This window comes from Ramlibacter sp. (assembly GCF_036676645.1).
Classification (GTDB): Bacteria; Pseudomonadota; Gammaproteobacteria; order Burkholderiales; family Burkholderiaceae_C; genus Ramlibacter.
In genome coordinates this window covers 1-14804 of sequence record NZ_JAKFCM010000010.1, presented here as the reverse complement: position 1 = coordinate 14804, position 14804 = coordinate 1, and the positions used below count along the sequence as shown (strand labels likewise).

At 71.3% G+C, this 14804-nt stretch carries 14 protein-coding genes; 8 read left to right on the top strand and 6 right to left on the bottom strand.

Translation table 11 applies throughout. The annotated features are described in order from the left end of the window. Positions 1-14: 14 nt before the first annotated feature. From V6M57_RS01070 to V6M57_RS01055, 4 genes are all read right to left on the bottom strand, one after another. Entirely contained in the window at positions 15-548 is a 534-nt protein-coding gene (locus V6M57_RS01070; protein ID WP_332813125.1) for a tripartite tricarboxylate transporter TctB family protein, read from the bottom strand. A 10-nt stretch (positions 549-558) separates the two neighbouring features. Continuing rightward, entirely contained in the window at positions 559-1569 is a 1011-nt protein-coding gene (locus tag V6M57_RS01065) for a Bug family tripartite tricarboxylate transporter substrate binding protein (protein WP_332813124.1), read from the bottom strand. Positions 1570-1682: 113 nt separating this feature from the next. Continuing rightward, positions 1683-2750: a dihydrodipicolinate synthase family protein gene (locus tag V6M57_RS01060; protein ID WP_332813123.1), complete on the bottom strand. Its 1068-nt coding sequence runs from the start codon at positions 2748-2750 to the stop codon at positions 1683-1685. 110 nt (positions 2751-2860) lie between these two features. Next, the gene (locus V6M57_RS01055; protein ID WP_332813122.1) at positions 2861-3883 is read right to left on the bottom strand and encodes an NAD-dependent epimerase/dehydratase family protein; all 1023 of its coding nucleotides are present in this window, start codon (positions 3881-3883) and stop codon (positions 2861-2863) included. A 267-nt stretch (positions 3884-4150) separates the two neighbouring features. Between V6M57_RS01055 and V6M57_RS01050 the strand changes: the two genes are divergently transcribed. From V6M57_RS01050 to V6M57_RS01040, 3 genes are all read left to right on the top strand, one after another. After that, positions 4151-4858, top strand: a complete 708-nt coding sequence (locus V6M57_RS01050; protein WP_332813121.1) for a TerC family protein — start codon at positions 4151-4153, stop codon at positions 4856-4858. A 74-nt stretch (positions 4859-4932) separates the two neighbouring features. Beyond that, positions 4933-5850: an arginase gene (gene rocF / locus V6M57_RS01045; RefSeq protein ID WP_332813120.1), complete on the top strand. Its 918-nt coding sequence runs from the start codon at positions 4933-4935 to the stop codon at positions 5848-5850. A gap of 105 nt (positions 5851-5955) precedes the next feature. Beyond that, positions 5956-6243: a hypothetical protein gene (locus V6M57_RS01040; protein WP_332813119.1), complete on the top strand. Its 288-nt coding sequence runs from the start codon at positions 5956-5958 to the stop codon at positions 6241-6243. A gap of 64 nt (positions 6244-6307) precedes the next feature. Here the strand turns inward: V6M57_RS01040 and V6M57_RS01035 are convergent, their stop codons facing one another. Then, positions 6308-6676 carry a hypothetical protein gene (locus V6M57_RS01035; RefSeq protein WP_332813118.1) on the bottom strand — a complete coding sequence of 123 codons (369 nt, stop codon included), beginning with the start codon at positions 6674-6676 and terminating at the stop codon, positions 6308-6310. Positions 6677-6801: 125 nt separating this feature from the next. Between V6M57_RS01035 and V6M57_RS01030 the strand changes: the two genes are divergently transcribed. Genes V6M57_RS01030 through V6M57_RS01020 form a run of 3 tightly spaced genes read left to right on the top strand, consistent with a single transcriptional unit; the run spans position 6802 to position 11749 of the window. Continuing rightward, positions 6802-9609, top strand: coding sequence for a PAS domain S-box protein (locus tag V6M57_RS01030; RefSeq protein WP_332813117.1), 2808 nt, complete (start codon positions 6802-6804; stop codon positions 9607-9609). Positions 9610-9655: 46 nt separating this feature from the next. Next, positions 9656-11149 (top strand): glycerol kinase GlpK, encoded by a 1494-nt coding sequence (glpK, locus tag V6M57_RS01025; protein WP_332813116.1) that lies wholly within the window; start codon positions 9656-9658, stop codon positions 11147-11149. A gap of 48 nt (positions 11150-11197) precedes the next feature. Further along, positions 11198-11749, top strand: a complete 552-nt coding sequence (locus V6M57_RS01020) for a DUF3617 domain-containing protein (protein ID WP_332813115.1) — start codon at positions 11198-11200, stop codon at positions 11747-11749. Positions 11750-11755: 6 nt separating this feature from the next. Here the strand turns inward: V6M57_RS01020 and V6M57_RS01015 are convergent, their stop codons facing one another. Then, positions 11756-12445 (bottom strand): YggS family pyridoxal phosphate-dependent enzyme, encoded by a 690-nt coding sequence (locus V6M57_RS01015; protein ID WP_332813114.1) that lies wholly within the window; start codon positions 12443-12445, stop codon positions 11756-11758. A 51-nt stretch (positions 12446-12496) separates the two neighbouring features. On the opposite strand from V6M57_RS01015, the gene V6M57_RS01010 reads away from it, so the two are divergent. Both V6M57_RS01010 and V6M57_RS01005 read left to right on the top strand, forming a co-directional pair. Beyond that, positions 12497-13540, top strand: coding sequence for a type IV pilus twitching motility protein PilT (locus tag V6M57_RS01010; RefSeq protein ID WP_332813113.1), 1044 nt, complete (start codon positions 12497-12499; stop codon positions 13538-13540). A 140-nt stretch (positions 13541-13680) separates the two neighbouring features. Further along, positions 13681-14804 (top strand): PilT/PilU family type 4a pilus ATPase (locus V6M57_RS01005; protein WP_332813112.1); only part of this gene is annotated, 1124 nt, incomplete at its 3' end.

Here is a 14804-nt window from a genome sequence, read left to right as displayed (position 1 = left end):
GGGAAACGGGGGACTCAGGGAAGCCGGACGTAGAAGATGTCCTGGAACACCAGCGTGACCACCGCGCTGGTGACGGCGCCATAGGCCAGCGCCAGCAGCGCCTGGTGCAGCACGCCGCGGCCCAGCGAGCCCTGCCGCGCGCGGTCGAAGCAGAAGATGAAACCGGCCACGAACAGCAGCGTGGCCAGCCAGAACGGCAGGCCGTGGCCGACCAGCACGACCGAATAGGCCAGCATGGCGCCGACCACGGCCGCCATGTAGCGGCGGTTGCCGGCCTGCGCCGGACCGGCCGCCGGCGCGCCGGATGCCTGCAGGCCGCCGCGCAGGATCGCGCGCCCCACCAGCACCAGGCCCAGCAGCAGCAGGGCCCCGCCGAGCAGCATCGGCACCAGGCCGGGGATCTCGTACGGGTTGATGTGCAGGTGCTCCAGCCGGTCCATGCGCCAGGCGCCGACGAAGACGAACGCGCCGAAGGCGGTCCACACCAGCGCCGACACCAGGTCGGCCCGCGGCGAAACGGCGCCCTCGGGCGCCGATTCCATGCTCATCGCGTTGGGCTCAGGGCTTGGGGATGCCCACCTGGTCGGGCGACACCTTGGTCTTGCCGGTGGCGTGCAGCAGCCAGGCGTTGGCCTGGATCGCCGGCATGGCGGCGGCCAGCGCGGCGTCGCCGGCGACCGGCTTGAACAGCGCGCCGCGGTTGACCGCGTAGGCCTTGATGGCAGCGTTGTTGGCGATGTTCTCGGACCAGATCTTCTGCATCGTGCCCACCACCTCGGGCGGCACGCCCTTGGGGATGAAGATGCCGAAGTAGTTGGCCGGCGCCGTGAAGCCGGGGATGGTCTTGCTGATCGGCTCGATGGGGCCGTAGCCCTCGATCTCCAGCGCCTGGTCGGACACGGTGGCCAGCGGCCGGATGCGCTTGCCGCGGATCATCTCGGCCTGCTCCACCGCCAGCTGGGTGGTGATGTCGGTCTCGCCCGACACGGTGGCCACCACGGCGGGGTTGCCGCCGTCGTAGGTGACGTGGCGGTACTTGACGCCCGTGGCGCGCGAAATCGCTTCCATCGCGTTGTGCCCGCCGGAGGTGACGCCGGCCGTGGCGACCTTGATCTCGCCGGGCTTGGCCTTCATCGCGTCCAGCAGCTGCTTCATGTCCTTGTAGGGCGTGTTGGCGCCGGCGCCGACCACCGCGATGTTGGCCACGGAGAGGAACAGGTGCCAGTCCCGGGCCGGCACGTCCAGCATGCCCAGCGCCTGGTAGGCCCCCAGGTCCTGCGCGGCGCCGGCCGTCCAGGTGTAGCCGTCCCTGGCCGCATCCCAGGCGTTCTTGGTGCCGATGGAGCCGGATGCGCCCGGCTGGTTGACCACGATGATCTTCTGCCCCAGCACCTTCTCCAGTTCCGCCGCGGTGACGCGGGTGATCTGGTCGGTCGAGCCGCCGGCGGCCCACGGGACGATCAGGTTGATCGGCTTGGTGGGTTTCCACTGCTGCGCCAGTGCGGGGGTCGCGAGGCCCAGGGCCAGTGCGGCGGCTGCGAGGGACTTGAGAAGGAAGCGCTTGTGCATGTTCGTCTCCGATGCAATTCCCCAAATGGTGAATTGATGCACTCTAGGCCCGCCGTGCCGGGCCTGTCAACGGAGGATTCTCCGGGGGCGCGCCGTCGCTGCGCCGCGCCCGCTCAGGCCAGCCAGCGCGCGCGGTGCTGCGCCACGAAGGCGTCGTCGACCAGGTGCGGGTAGTCGCGCTGCACGCGCGCGAGCTCTTCCGATTGCCCGGCACTGAGCCCTTCGGCCGGATCCAGGCACCAGATGCCCTGCAGCAGTCCCTGCTGCCGCAGCACCTCGTGGCAGCCGGCGATGCAGCCGTGGAAGTCGTGCGCCACGTCGAACAGGGCCGCATTGCAGTCGGTCACCTGCGCGTCCAGCGCCAGCAGCTCGGCCGGCGCCTGGCCGCTGTCCACCGCGGCGTGGATGCGCTCGAGCAGCTGCACGGCGCGTTGCGTCCACACGCTCCAGTGCCCGAGCAGGCCGCCGCGGATGCGCACGGTCACCGGCCGGCCTTCGTGCACGAACGTGAAGGGGCACAGCAGGTCCAGCACGATGTGGTCATCGTTGCCGGTGTACAGCGTCACCCGGTCGCCGGCGCCGGCGGCCACCACGCCGCGGATCACGTCCAGCGTGCGGTAGCGGTTGAAGGGCGCCATCTTGATCGCGACCACGTTGTCGATGGCGGCGAAGCGCCGCCAGAACGCGGCCGTCAGGGGGATGCCGCCCACCGCCGGCTGCAGGTAGAAGCCCACCAGCGGCAGGACGCCGGCCACCGCTTCGCAGTGGGCGACCAGCTGGTCCTCGGTGCTGCCCTTCATCGCCGCCAGGCTGAGCAGGCCGGCGTGGTAGCCGAGGCGGCGCGCGAGTTCCGCCTCGCGCACCGCCTGTCCGGTGGCGCCGGACAGGCCCGCCACCATGAACAGCGGCCGGCGCCCGCCCAGCGGCTCCCAGTCGCGCGCCGTCTGCATGGCCAGCGACAGCACCGGCTCGTACAGCCCGACGTCGCGGATCGCGAACTGGGTCGAATGCACGCCGACGGCGACCCCGCCGGCGCCGGCATCGAGGTAGTAGCGGGTCAGCGCGCGCTGGCGCCGTTCGTCCAGGCGGCGCTGGCCGTCCAGGGCCAGCAGGTGCGCCGGGATGACGGCGCCGCGGCGCAGCACGGCCAGGCTCTCGGGAGGTATCTCGTTCCAGTGCATTTCAAAGAACTCCAGAGGCCCCTTCCAGTGCCACCGCGGAACCGGCTCCGCCGGGCCGCTGGTGGCGCCCCCTCGAGGGGGCGCGGCCGGGAGGCCGCTTCGGGGGTGGGTCAGTACTTTCCGTCGCGCGCCTCGTAGTGGGTGGGCTTGCCCAGGCTGGCGCCGCCGCGCGCCACCCAGTCGGCGGTCCAGTCCAGCATGCGCTCGATCCCGACCTGCGGCGGGCCGAACAGGCGGAAGGCTTCGCTGCAGTCCACCAGCCAGGCCGTGGGCGCTTCCTCGCCCTGCAGGATCGGTTCGAGGCCGAGGCGCTCGCCCAATCCCATGGCCACCTCGCAGATCGCGATGCGCGGGCCGCTCAGGTTCAGCGGCGAGGTGGGGGTGTCGCAGTGCGCCAGCGTGCGCAGCGCCCAGTCGTTGGCCTCGCCCTGCCAGATGACGTTGGCGTGGCCCATGGCCAGGTCGATCGGCTGGCGCCGAAGCACCTTCTGCGCCACGTCGTGCAGCACGCCGTAGCGCATGTCGATCGCGTAGGACAGGCGCAGCAGCCGCCCGGGCGTGCCGTGCCGGTGCGAGAAGTGCTGGAACAGCCGCTCGCGCGCCACGCAGGAGTTGGCGTACTCGCCCGAGGGCGCCGTGGGCGGCAGCGACTCCGGCGCGCCCGGCCCGCGGGTGTCGACGAAGGGGTACACGCAGGCGGTGGAGAACGCCACGATGCGCGAGCGGGCAAAGCGCTCGGCCACCAGCGCCGGCACGTGGGCGTTCATCGCCCAGGTCAGCCATTCGCTGCCGGTGGAGCCGAACTTGCGGCCGGCCATGAACACCACGTTGGGCGCATCCGGCAGGTCGGCCAGCGCCTCGCGCGAGAGCAGGTCGGCCTCCAGGCAGTCGATGCCCTCGCGCTGCAGCTCCTGGCGCAGGCCCGGCTGCGAGAAGCGCGCCACGCCGATGACGCGCCGGCCGGGGTCGGCGCGCTTGGCCATGCGGGCCAGCGTGGGCCCCATCTTGCCGCCCACCCCCAGCACCAGGATGTCGCCCGGTGCGCGCTGCAGGGCCTGCGCCAGGGCCGCCGACGGTTGCGACATCGCGTCTTCGAGCTGGTCGACGTCATGGAAGCGGTCGGGCAGGTTCATGGCGGTCTCCGGGGCCACGATCTTCGGCCGGATGGTGCGTCCGGGCCATGCGGCCAACCCGTAGAACGAAGGGGCGAAGGCGGCCGGGCCGCGCACGGGGCAGGGGTAAGGGGTTGCCGCAGCGGCCGCCGTGCGAGGGAGGGCGGATAATTCCGGCTGGCCCTCCCATGGGCTGCCTGCCCGCGCGGCCGCGGCCACGCCGGTCTCGCGCGGTGCCTGCGGCCGCCGCGCCGCGCCACCTTCGAAGAACACGCAGCAGACTTTTCCATGCTCGAGATACTGACCCCCGCGTTCTGGCTCGCCGTCGGCCAGATCATCCTGATCGACATCCTGCTGGGCGGCGACAACGCCGTGGTGATCGCGCTGGCCTGCCGCGGGCTGCCCAAGCAGCAGCGCAAGCTGGGCATCATCTACGGGACCGCGGGCGCCATCGTGCTGCGCGTGATCCTGATCGCCTTCGCGCTCGCCCTGCTCGCCATTCCGTACCTGAAGGTGGTGGGCGGCCTGCTGCTGGTGTGGATCGGCGTCAAGCTGCTGCTGCCGCCCGGGGACGAGGACGACCACGCCAGCGTGGCGTCCAGCGACAAGCTGTGGGGCGCCGTCAAGACCGTGATCGTGGCCGACCTGGTGATGAGCGTGGACAACGTGCTGGCCATCGCGGGCGCCGCCGAGAACGCCGGCCAGCACCAGCTGTTCCTGGTGATCTTCGGCCTGATCGTCAGCATCCCGATCATCGTGGCCGGCAGCCAGCTGGTGCTCAAGCTGATGGACCGCTTCCCGATCATCATCACGCTGGGCGGCATGCTGCTGGGCTGGATCGCGGGGCACATGATCTTCACCGACCCGGCGCTGCACGCACACCTGCCCGACTCCAAGGTCTGGGAATACGGCTTCGCCGTCGCCGGTGCGCTGCTGGTGCTGGTCCTGGGCAAGGGGCTGGCCGCGCGCCGCGAAGGGAGCTCGGAAGCCGCCTGAAGGCAGGAGAGTCGTCCCCGCGAAGCTGGCAGGGCACCGCCCCACGCGCGCGCCATCGGCCCGACAATCGCGCCATGGGCACAGACCGGACCGTCAGCCTCATCGGCGCCCCCACCGACGTCGGCGCCAGCGTGCGTGGCGCCGGCATGGGGCCCGACGCGCTGCGGGTGGCCGGCCTCATGGAGGCGCTGCGCGCGGACCGGCTGGAGGTGGTGGACCGGGGCAACCTGTCCGGGCCGCCCAATCCCTGGGAGCCGCCGCACGGCGGGCTGCGCCACCTGGACGAGGTGGTCGCCTGGAACTGGAGCGTGTACGGCGCCGTCGAGCAGGCGCTGGCCGAGGGCCACGTGCCGCTGCTGATGGGCGGCGACCACTGCCTGGCGATCGGCTCGATCAGCGCCGTGGCGCGCCACTGCCGGGCCCGGGGCAAGCGGCTGCGGGTGGTCTGGCTGGACGCCCACACCGACGTCAACACCGAAGCCATCAGCCCCAGCGGCAACCTGCACGGCATGCCGGTGGCCTGCCTGCTGGGGCACGGGCCCCAGCCGCTGGTGGGCTGGAGCGGCGAGCCGGCGGCGATCGCGCCGGACCAGATCGACTTCATCGGCATCCGCAGCGTCGATGCCGACGAGAAGCAGGCCATCCGCGCGCTTGGCCTGCAGGTGTTCGACATGCGCCACCTCGACGAGCACGGCATGCGCACCACCATGGCCGAGGTGCTGGCCGACGTGCACGAGGACACCCACCTGCACGTGAGCTTCGACCTCGACTGCCTGGACCCGATGGAGGCGCCCGGCGTGGGCACCGGCGTGCGCGGCGGCCCCACCTACCGCGAGATGCAGCTGTGCATGGAAATGATCGCCGACACCGGCCGGCTCGGCTCGCTGGACGTGGTGGAGATCAACCCGGCGCTGGATGTGCGCAACCGCACCGCCGAGCTGGCGGTGGAGTTCGTGCAGAGCCTGTTCGGCGCCTCCACGCTGGTGCGCTGAGGCCCGCCGTTTCCGCCGCGTCACGTCGGCGCCAAAGTGTCAACCACCCGGCCGCCCGTCGCGGTGCGGCGCTAGTCTGGCGGGTTGCAGCCGCCTTCTTCCGCCATGGACCCCGCCGTCGAGCAGCAGGATTTCAGTCCGCCCCGGCCGCGGCGCGTGATCCTGCGCGGCCTGCCGGTCGCCATCGTGGCGCACGTGCTGTTCGTGCTGGCGCTGGCCTGGACCCTGGACTGGAAGCGCCAGCCGGATCCGTCGATGGCGGCGATTCCGCTGCCGCCCCCGGCCGCGGCGCCGGCCGATCCGACCCGCGCCATGGGCGCGCCACCGCCGGCGCAAGCGGAGCCGGAGGCGGCCCAGCCGGGCCGCCAGGAGGCACCGCGGGGCACGCGCTGAGCCGTCAGGCGGCGCGCGGCAACGCAGCGCCAGCGCGACGCCACGCGCATCCGACCCCGATGGCTCAGCGTTGGGCGTCGCCGTCGGCTTCGGGTTCGCTGTCGGAGTCGAGGTCGGTGAACTCCTGGCTGTCGGGGTCGGCTTCCGGGAAACCGTTGCCGGACCCGGGGCCGGCCTCTTCCTCTTCTTCCTCCCCGCCGGCGCCCATGTGCACCACCCGATCGGGGGCGATGTCGGCGCCCTCCTCGAAGTCGCCGCCGAACACCCCGGCTCGCTCGCCGGTGCCGGGGCCGTCGGAGTCGGCGTGCACCTCGCGCGTGCCGCGCGCGTCGCTGCCGGTGTCGGAGTTGTCGCTCGGGCCGAGCGCGTCGCTGTCTCGGCCGCGGGGCTGGACGGGCGCGGGGTCGGCGCCCAGGATGCTGCTGTAGGCCATGGGGTTCTCCTGTGGTCTGGCCGCAGTGTGGGTGCGTCGCCGCTGCTGTTGCGTAGTCGGCAGGGCGCGACTGCTGTCGGACGCGGCGCATAATCGGCCGCTCACTCCCGTTCGCCGGCAGGAGCATGACAGCTGCGCAGCCCGACCCGCCGGAGGAGCCTTCCGGTAGTCCTCCCTCCGAACGCCTCGCCGAGCGCGGCAGCGCAGCGCCGCAGCAGCCGGGTGTCGAGCGTTTTCCGGGCCGCCGCGCCGCGCCGGCCGACCTGCACCTGAAGCTGCTGGAGCGGCTGGGGCCGCCTTCGGTGCTGGTCGATGCCCGCCGCGCGGTCGTCCATTTGTCCCCCCAGGCGGGCCGCTACCTGCAATGGCGCGGCGGCGGCCCCTCCCACGATCTGCTCGAGCTGGCCGACCCGGCACTGCGCCCGGTGCTGGCTGCCACGCTGCTCCAGGCCGCCCGGACCCAGGCGGAGGCCCGGTCGGAACCGGTGGAGCTGGACGGCGAAGACGGTCGGCACGGCCTGTCGGTTCGCGTGGTCCCGGCGGCCGACCTGGCGCCCGGCTCGATGCTGGTGCTGTTCGAACGCTGCGCGCTGGCCGCGGACGCGGGCCAGGCCGAACTCGAGCGCACCAATCGCGAGCTGCTCGAGTTGCTGGAGGCGACCGGCATGGCCACCGTGTTCGTCGATCCGCAGCTGCGCGTGCGGCGCTACACGCCCTCGGCGACCCGCCTGTTCAGCCTGATCCCGGCCGACCAGGGGCGGCGGCTGACCGACCTCGCGACGCCGCTGGACTATGCCGAGCTGGCGGCCGACGCCCGCCGCGTGCTGGAGCGGGTGGAGCCGTTCGAGCGCGAGGTCGGCGACCGCGCCGGCCGCTGCTACCTGGCGCGGCTGCTGCCGTACCCCGCCGCGCAGGCCGGTGCGGCCGGCGTGGCGCTGTCCTTCCTGGATGTCACGGAGCGCAAGCAGGCCGGCGAGCAGCTGCGCTGGCTGTCCACGGTGGTCCACTCGTCCACCGACGCGATCATCAGCTTCTCGGTCGACTTCACCATCCTGAGCTGGAACGCCGGCGCCGAGCGCCTCTACGGCTACCCGGCGCAGGAGGTGGTCGGGCGGACGCTGTTCATGCTGGCGCCGGGCCGCGAGGCCGAGTACCACGAGAACATGCGGCGCATCCGCCTGGGCCAGGCCATCCAGTACGAGGCCGTGCGGCGCCGCAAGGACGGCACGGACGCACCCATTTCCGTGCGCGTCTCGCCCATCCACGGTCCGGACGGCGACGTCATCGGCGGCACCGCCATCGCGCGCGACATGAGCGCGGCGCTGCAGGCCAGCGCGGCGCTCAGGGCCAGCGAGGAGCGGCTGCGGCTGATGGTGGAGAACGCACGCGAGTACGCGATCTTCTCGATGGACCTGCAGCGCCGCGTGACGCGATGGAACGCGGGGGCCGAGCGCCTGCTGGGCTACTCCGAGGCCGAGATCCTCGGCCGGCCGGCCGACCTGATCTTCACGCCGGAGGACCGCGCCGCCGGGGCCCCGGACGCCGAAGCGCAGGGCGCCCTGCTGCACGAGCGCGCCGGCGGCGACCGCACGCACCTGCGTCGCGACGGCAGCCGCTTCTGGGCGGAGGGCGTGATCATGCTGATGCGCGACGGCGCCGGGCAGGCGGTCGGCTTCGTCAAGATCCTGCGCGACTGCAGCCAGGCGCGCGAGGCGCAACAGGCGATCGAGCGCAGCCAGGCCGAGTTGCGCCAGGCCCTGCAGGAAACGGAGCAGGCCCGGCGCGCGCTGGAGGCGTCGGACGCCAACAAGGACCGTTTCCTGGCCGTGTTGTCGCACGAGCTGCGCAATCCGCTGGCGTCGATCGCCAGCGCGTCGGAGCTGCTGCTGATGGCGCGCCTGCCCGAGTCGGCCCGGCAGAAGGCCGCCGAGGTGGTGCAGCGGCAGGCGCGCGCGATGAAGGCGCTGCTGGACGAACTGCTGGACGTCTCCCGGCTGACCCTCGGGCGACTGAGCATGACGCGCCACCCGGTGGCGGTGGCCGTCGTGATCCAGTCGGCCCTCGAGGCGACCCGGCCGCTGGTGCAGGCGGCTTCGCACGAGCTGGTGGTGCATCTGCCGCCACCGTCGGTGCAGGTCGACGGCGATCCGATGCGGCTGGCGCAGGTGGTGTCCAACCTGGTCACCAACGCGGCCAAGTACACCCCCGAGAGCGGCCGCATCGATGTCTCGGCCGAGGTCTTCCACGACGAGGTGGTGATCGAGGTGTCGGACAACGGCATCGGCATCGACCCGTCGCAGATCGACCGCATGTTCGACCTGTTCTCGCAGGGCCAGGGCTCGCTCGACCGCTCCAACGGCGGGCTGGGCATCGGGCTGGCGCTGGCGCGCAACATCGTCGAGCTGCACGGCGGCTGGATCATGGCCAGCTCGGCCGGCCTGGGGCAGGGCTGCCAGGTGCGGGTGGGGCTGCCGCTGCTGCGCGACGCCGCCGGTGCTGCGTCCATCGCCGGCGAGCCGCCGCCCCAGCAGGCGCCGGAGCCGGCCGCGGCTGCCGAGGGCGAGCTGATCCTGGTGGCCGACGACAACGGCGATGCGGCCTGGGGCCTGGCCAAGCTGCTGGAGCTGTCCGGGTTCCGGGCGGTGCTGGCGCGCAGCGGCGGCGAAGCGCTCCAGCTGGCCGAGCAGGAACGCCCGGCGGTCGCACTGCTGGACATCGGCATGCCGGACCTCAGCGGCCACGAGGTCGCGCGCCGGCTGCGGGCCACCGACTGGGGCCGCGCGATGATCCTGATCGCCGCCACCGGCTGGGGCCAGGACGCCGACGTGCAGCAGTCGATGGAAGCCGGCTTCGACGCCCACCTGACCAAGCCGCTCAACGTGGGGCGCATCCGCGGCCTGATCGAAGAGCTGTCGGCGCGCCGCAAGAGCTGACCGGCGCCGGTGCGGGCGCGATCCGGGTTGCGGCTAGCATCCCCGGATGACCTACCTGCTTGCGCTCGACCAGGGCACCTCCAGTTCCCGCAGCATCGTCTTCGACGCTGCCGGCGGCATCGTCGCCATGGCGCAGCGCGAGCTGCCGCAGGTCTACCCGCAGCCCGGCTGGGTCGAGCACGATCCGATCGAGATCTGGCGCGGCCAGCTGGCCACCGCGCAGGAGGCGCTGGCGAAGGCCGGCATCGCCGCCCGCGACGTGGCGGCGCTGGGCATCACCAACCAGCGCGAGACCGCGGTGGTGTGGAACCGCAAGACCGGGCAGCCGATCCACCATGCCATCGTCTGGCAGGACCGGCGCGGCGAGCCGCTGTGCGCGCAGCTGCGCGAGCAGGGGCAGGCCGACCGCATCCAGCAGCGCACCGGCCTGCTGATCGATTCCTACTTCTCGGGCACCAAGATCCGCTGGCTGCTGGACCACGTGCCCGGCGCCCGTGCCGCGGCCGAGCGGGGCGAGCTGGCCTTCGGCACCATCGACAGCTGGCTGCTGTGGCAGCTCACCGGCGGCGCGCTGCACGCCACCGACGTGACCAATGCCTCGCGCACGATGCTGTTCGACGTGCATCGCAACCGCTGGGACCAGGAGCTGCTGGATTTGCTGCAGGTGCCCGCCTCGCTGATGCCGCAGGTGCTGCCCTCCAGCGCCGACTATGGCCGCACGCTGGAATCGCTGCTGGGTGCGCCGGTGCGCATCGGCGGCGTCGCCGGCGACCAGCAGAGCGCGCTGTTCGGCCAGGCGTGCTTCCGCGAGGGCCTGGCCAAGAACACCTACGGCACCGGCTGCTTCCTGCTGATGCACACCGGCGGGCGCTTCCAGCGCTCGGCCAACGGCCTGCTCACCACCAGCGCGGCCCAGACGTCGGCGCAGCCGCAGTACGCGATGGAGGGGAGCGTGTTCGTGGGCGGCGCGGTGGTGCAGTGGCTGCGCGACGGCCTGGGCGCGATCCAGAGCAGCGCGCAGGTGCAGGCGCTGGCCGAGAGCGTGCCGGACGCCGGTGGCGTCATGCTGGTGCCGGCCTTCACCGGGCTGGGCGCGCCCTACTGGAAGCCTCATGCCCGCGGCACCATCACCGGGCTGACGCGCGGCACCACGGTGGCCCACATCGCACGCGCCGCGCTGGAGAGCATCGCCTACCAGAGCGCGGCGCTGCTGCAGGCGATGGCACGCGACGCGCAGGCCGCGGGCGTGGCGCCCGTCACCGAGCTGCGGGTGGACGGGGGCGCCTGCGTCAACGACCTGCTGATGCAGTTCCAGGCCGACCTGCTGGGCATCCCGGTGGTGCGGCCGGCCGTCACCGAGACCACGGCCCTGGGTGCCGCCTACCTGGCAGGGTTGTCGGCCGGCGTGTATGCAGGCACCGACGAACTGCAGGCGCAGTGGCAGGTGCAGCGGCGCTTCACGCCGGTGCTGCCGCGCGAGCGCGCGCTCGAGGCGATGTCGCGCTGGGAACACGCGGTACGGCAATCCACCCTTGCGTGAGCGGCGGGCATGGCCACAATCGGCGCATTCCACGCCCAAGGGGGAGAGATGAAGAGCCTGCCGTACGCCCTGGCGCTGCTGGCCGCCTGCGCACTCGCACCTGCCGCCGCGCAGACCACGCTCAAGCCGGGCCTGTGGGAGGTCCAGCAGAAGTTCCACGGCAATCCCGAGCTGGACGAAGCCATGAAGCAGATGCGCGAGCAGATGGCGTCCATGCCGCCCGAGCAGCGCAAGCAGATGGAGGCCATGATGGCGAGCCAGGGCGTGCAGGTGGCGCCCGGCGGCAAGGGCATGCGCATGTGCATGACCCGGGAGATGGTCGAGCGCAACGACATCGCCGGCCCGCAGGGTGACTGCAAGACCACGCAGCAGCAGCGCAGCGGGAACTCGATGAAGGTGGTGTTCACCTGCACCAACCCGCCCTCGCGCGGCGAGAGCCAGATCACCATGAAGGGCAACGAGGCCTACACGTCCCGCACCACCATCACCAGCACCGAGCGCGGCAAGACCGAGACCACGCACATGGAATCGTCGGGCCAGTGGCTGTCGGCCGACTGCGGCAGCGTCAAGCCGCCCGTGCCGCCCGCCGTCCGGAAATAGCCTGCGTCAGCGGCGCGGCCGGCTGCCGAAGATCGCGGTCCCCACCCGCACCATCGTGCTGCCGGCGGCGATGGCCGCCTCCAGGTCGGCGCTCATGCCCATGGACAGCGTGTCCAGCGGCAGCCCCTCGGACTGCAGTTGGCGGAACAGCGCGGCGGCCCGGGCATGCACCTGCAGCTGGGCGTCGAAGTCCGGGGCCGGCTCGGGAATCGTCATCAGCCCGCGCAGGCGCAGGCGCGGCAGCCGCGCCACTTCGCGCGCCAGCCCCGCCGCTTCGTCCGGCGGCACGCCCGACTTGCTGGCGCCGCCGTCGACGTTGACCTGGATGCACACCGACAGCGGCGGCTTGCCTTCCGGGCGCTGGTCGGACAGGCGCTGCGCGGTCTTCAGGCGGTCGACCGTGTGCGCCCAGTCGAAGTGCTGCGCCACCAGCCGGGTCTTGTTGCTCTGGATCGGGCCGATGCAGTGCCACTGCAGCGGCAGGTCGGCCAGCAGCGCCATCTTCTCCACCGCTTCCTGGATGTAGTTCTCGCCGAAGGCGAGCTGGCCGCCGGCGTGGGCCTCGCGCACCGCCTCGGGGCCGAAGGTCTTGGAGACGGCCAGCAGCGTGACTTCGTCCACGTCGCGGTGCGACGCGGCACAGGCGGCGGCGATGCGCGCCCGGACGGTCTGGAGGTTGTGGCGAATGCTCGTCATAATCGGCCGGCGCTTTTGACACGCACCGCAAGACGTCTGAGAGGGGATCCGGTGGATATTACCCAGCTGCTGGCATTCAGCGTGAAGAACAAGGCTTCCGACCTGCACCTGTCGGCCGGCCTGCCGCCCATGATCCGGGTGCACGGCGACGTGCGCCGCATCAACGTCGAGGCGCTGGACCACAAGCAGGTGCACGCCATGGTGTACGACATCATGAACGACACCCAGCGCAAGCAGTACGAGGAATTCCTCGAGTGCGACTTCTCGTTCGAGATCGAGGGACTGGCGCGCTTCCGCGTCAACGCCTTCAACCAGAACCGCGGTGCGGCCGCCGTGTTCCGGACCATCCCGTCCAAGATCCTGAGCCTGGAGCAGCTCAACGCCCCCAAGATCTTCGGCGACCTGGCGCTCAAGCCGCGCGGCATGGTACTGGTGACCGGGCCCACCGGCTCGGGCAAGTCCACCACCCTGGCGGCCATGATCAACCACCTGAACGAGACCGAGTACGGCCACATCCTGACGGTGGAGGACCCGATCGAATTCGTGCACGAGTCCAAGAAGTGCCTGGTCAACCAGCGCGAGGTCGGGCCAATGACGCTGTCGTTCGCGGCGGCGCTGAAGTCGGCGCTGCGCGAGGACCCCGACTGCATCCTGGTGGGCGAAATGCGCGACCTGGAGACGATCCGGCTGGCCATGACGGCGGCCGAGACCGGCCACCTGGTGTTCGGCACCCTGCACACCTCCAGCGCCGCCAAGACCATCGACCGGATCATCGACGTGTTCCCGGCCGAGGAGAAGGAGATGGTGCGCGCGATGCTGTCCGAATCGCTGCAGGCGGTGATCTCGCAGACCCTGTGCAAGACCAAGGACGGCTCCGGCCGGGTCGCGGCGCACGAGATCATGCTGGGCACGTCGGCCATCCGCAACCTGATCCGCGAAGCCAAGGTGGCGCAGATGTACTCGGCCATCCAGACCGGCAGCAACTTCGGCATGCAGACGCTGGACCAGAACCTGTCGGACCTGGTCAAGCGCAACCTGATCTCGCCGGCCGAAGCGCGGTCGAAGGCGAAGATCCCGGAGAACTTTCCTGGTTGAAGGGACTAGGGACTAGGGGCTGGGGACTAGGGGAAAAGACAGAAAACCAGGGACTGGTCGCGAGGGCGGGACGAGGGGTATTCCCCTGGCCCCTGGTCCCTGGCCCCTAGCCCCTGCGAAGCGACGCAAGGAGCGAGCGAATGGAACGCGACCAGGCCAGCAAATTCATCAACGACCTGCTCAAGCTGATGATCAGCCGCAACGGCAGCGACCTGTTCATCACGGGCGACTTCCCGCCGGCGATCAAGGTGGACGGCAAGGTCACCAAGGTGTCGCCGCAGCCGCTGTCCGGCCAGCACACGCTGGCGCTGGCGCGCTCGATCATGAACGACAAGCAGGCGGCGGAATTCGAGCGCACCAAGGAGTGCAACTTCGCGATCTCGCCGCCGGGCATCGGGCGCTTCCGCGTCAACGCCTTCGTGCAGCAGGGCAAGGTCGGCATGGTGCTGCGGGTGATCCCGCAGGTGCTGCCCACCATCGACAAGCTGGGCGTGCCGCAGGTGCTCAAGGAAGTGGTGATGGCCAAGCGGGGCATGTGCATCCTGGTGGGCGCCACCGGCTCGGGCAAGTCGACCACGCTGGCGGCCATGGTCGACTGGCGCAACGAGAACTCCTGGGGACACATCATCACGATCGAGGACCCGGTCGAATTCGTGCACCCGCACAAGAACTGCGTGATCACGCAGCGCGAGGTGGGGCTGGACACCGACAGCTGGGAGGCGGCGCTGAAGAACACGCTGCGCCAGGCGCCCGACGTGATCCTGATGGGGGAGATCCGCGACCGCGAGACCATGGAGCACGCGATCGCCTTCGCCGAGACCGGCCACCTGTGCATGGCCACGCTGCACGCCAACAGCGCCAACCAGGCGCTGGACCGGGTGATCAACTTCTTCCCCGAGGAGCGGCGCGCGCAGCTGCTGATGGACCTGTCGCTCAACCTCAAGGCGATGATTTCGCAGCGGCTGGTGCCCAAGCAGGACGGCAAGGGCCGGCACGCGGTGGTGGAGATCATGCTCAACACGCCGCTGATCTCCGACCTGATCTTCAAGGGCGAGGTCTCCGAGATCAAGGAGATCATGAAGAAGGGCCGCAACCTGGGCATGCAGACCTTCGACCAGGCGCTGTACGACGCCTACGAGGCCAACGTCATCAGCTACGAGGACGCGCTCCGCAACGCCGACTCGCTCAACGACCTGCGGCTGCAGATCAAGCTCAACTCGCAGCGCGCCAAGACGCAGGACCTGTCGTCCGGGACGGAGCACCT

What these genes read in the sequence shown, in the direction of transcription:
- V6M57_RS01040 (WP_332813119.1), top strand. Translation starts at nt 5,956, where the DNA reads ATGGACCCCGCCGTCGAGCAGCAGGATTTCAGTCCGCCCCGGCCGCGG.
- V6M57_RS01035 (WP_332813118.1), bottom strand. Translation starts at nt 6,676, where the DNA reads ATGGCCTACAGCAGCATCCTGGGCGCCGACCCCGCGCCCGTCCAGCCC.
- glpK (WP_332813116.1), top strand. Translation starts at nt 9,656, where the DNA reads ATGACCTACCTGCTTGCGCTCGACCAGGGCACCTCCAGTTCCCGCAGC.
- V6M57_RS01070 (WP_332813125.1), bottom strand. Translation starts at nt 548, where the DNA reads ATGAGCATGGAATCGGCGCCCGAGGGCGCCGTTTCGCCGCGGGCCGAC.
- rocF (WP_332813120.1), top strand. Translation starts at nt 4,933, where the DNA reads ATGGGCACAGACCGGACCGTCAGCCTCATCGGCGCCCCCACCGACGTC.
- V6M57_RS01055 (WP_332813122.1), bottom strand. Translation starts at nt 3,883, where the DNA reads ATGAACCTGCCCGACCGCTTCCATGACGTCGACCAGCTCGAAGACGCG.
- V6M57_RS01060 (WP_332813123.1), bottom strand. Translation starts at nt 2,750, where the DNA reads ATGCACTGGAACGAGATACCTCCCGAGAGCCTGGCCGTGCTGCGCCGC.
- V6M57_RS01050 (WP_332813121.1), top strand. Translation starts at nt 4,151, where the DNA reads ATGCTCGAGATACTGACCCCCGCGTTCTGGCTCGCCGTCGGCCAGATC.
- V6M57_RS01030 (WP_332813117.1), top strand. Translation starts at nt 6,802, where the DNA reads ATGACAGCTGCGCAGCCCGACCCGCCGGAGGAGCCTTCCGGTAGTCCT.
- V6M57_RS01065 (WP_332813124.1), bottom strand. Translation starts at nt 1,569, where the DNA reads ATGCACAAGCGCTTCCTTCTCAAGTCCCTCGCAGCCGCCGCACTGGCC.
- V6M57_RS01015 (WP_332813114.1), bottom strand. Translation starts at nt 12,445, where the DNA reads ATGACGAGCATTCGCCACAACCTCCAGACCGTCCGGGCGCGCATCGCC.
- V6M57_RS01020 (WP_332813115.1), top strand. Translation starts at nt 11,198, where the DNA reads ATGAAGAGCCTGCCGTACGCCCTGGCGCTGCTGGCCGCCTGCGCACTC.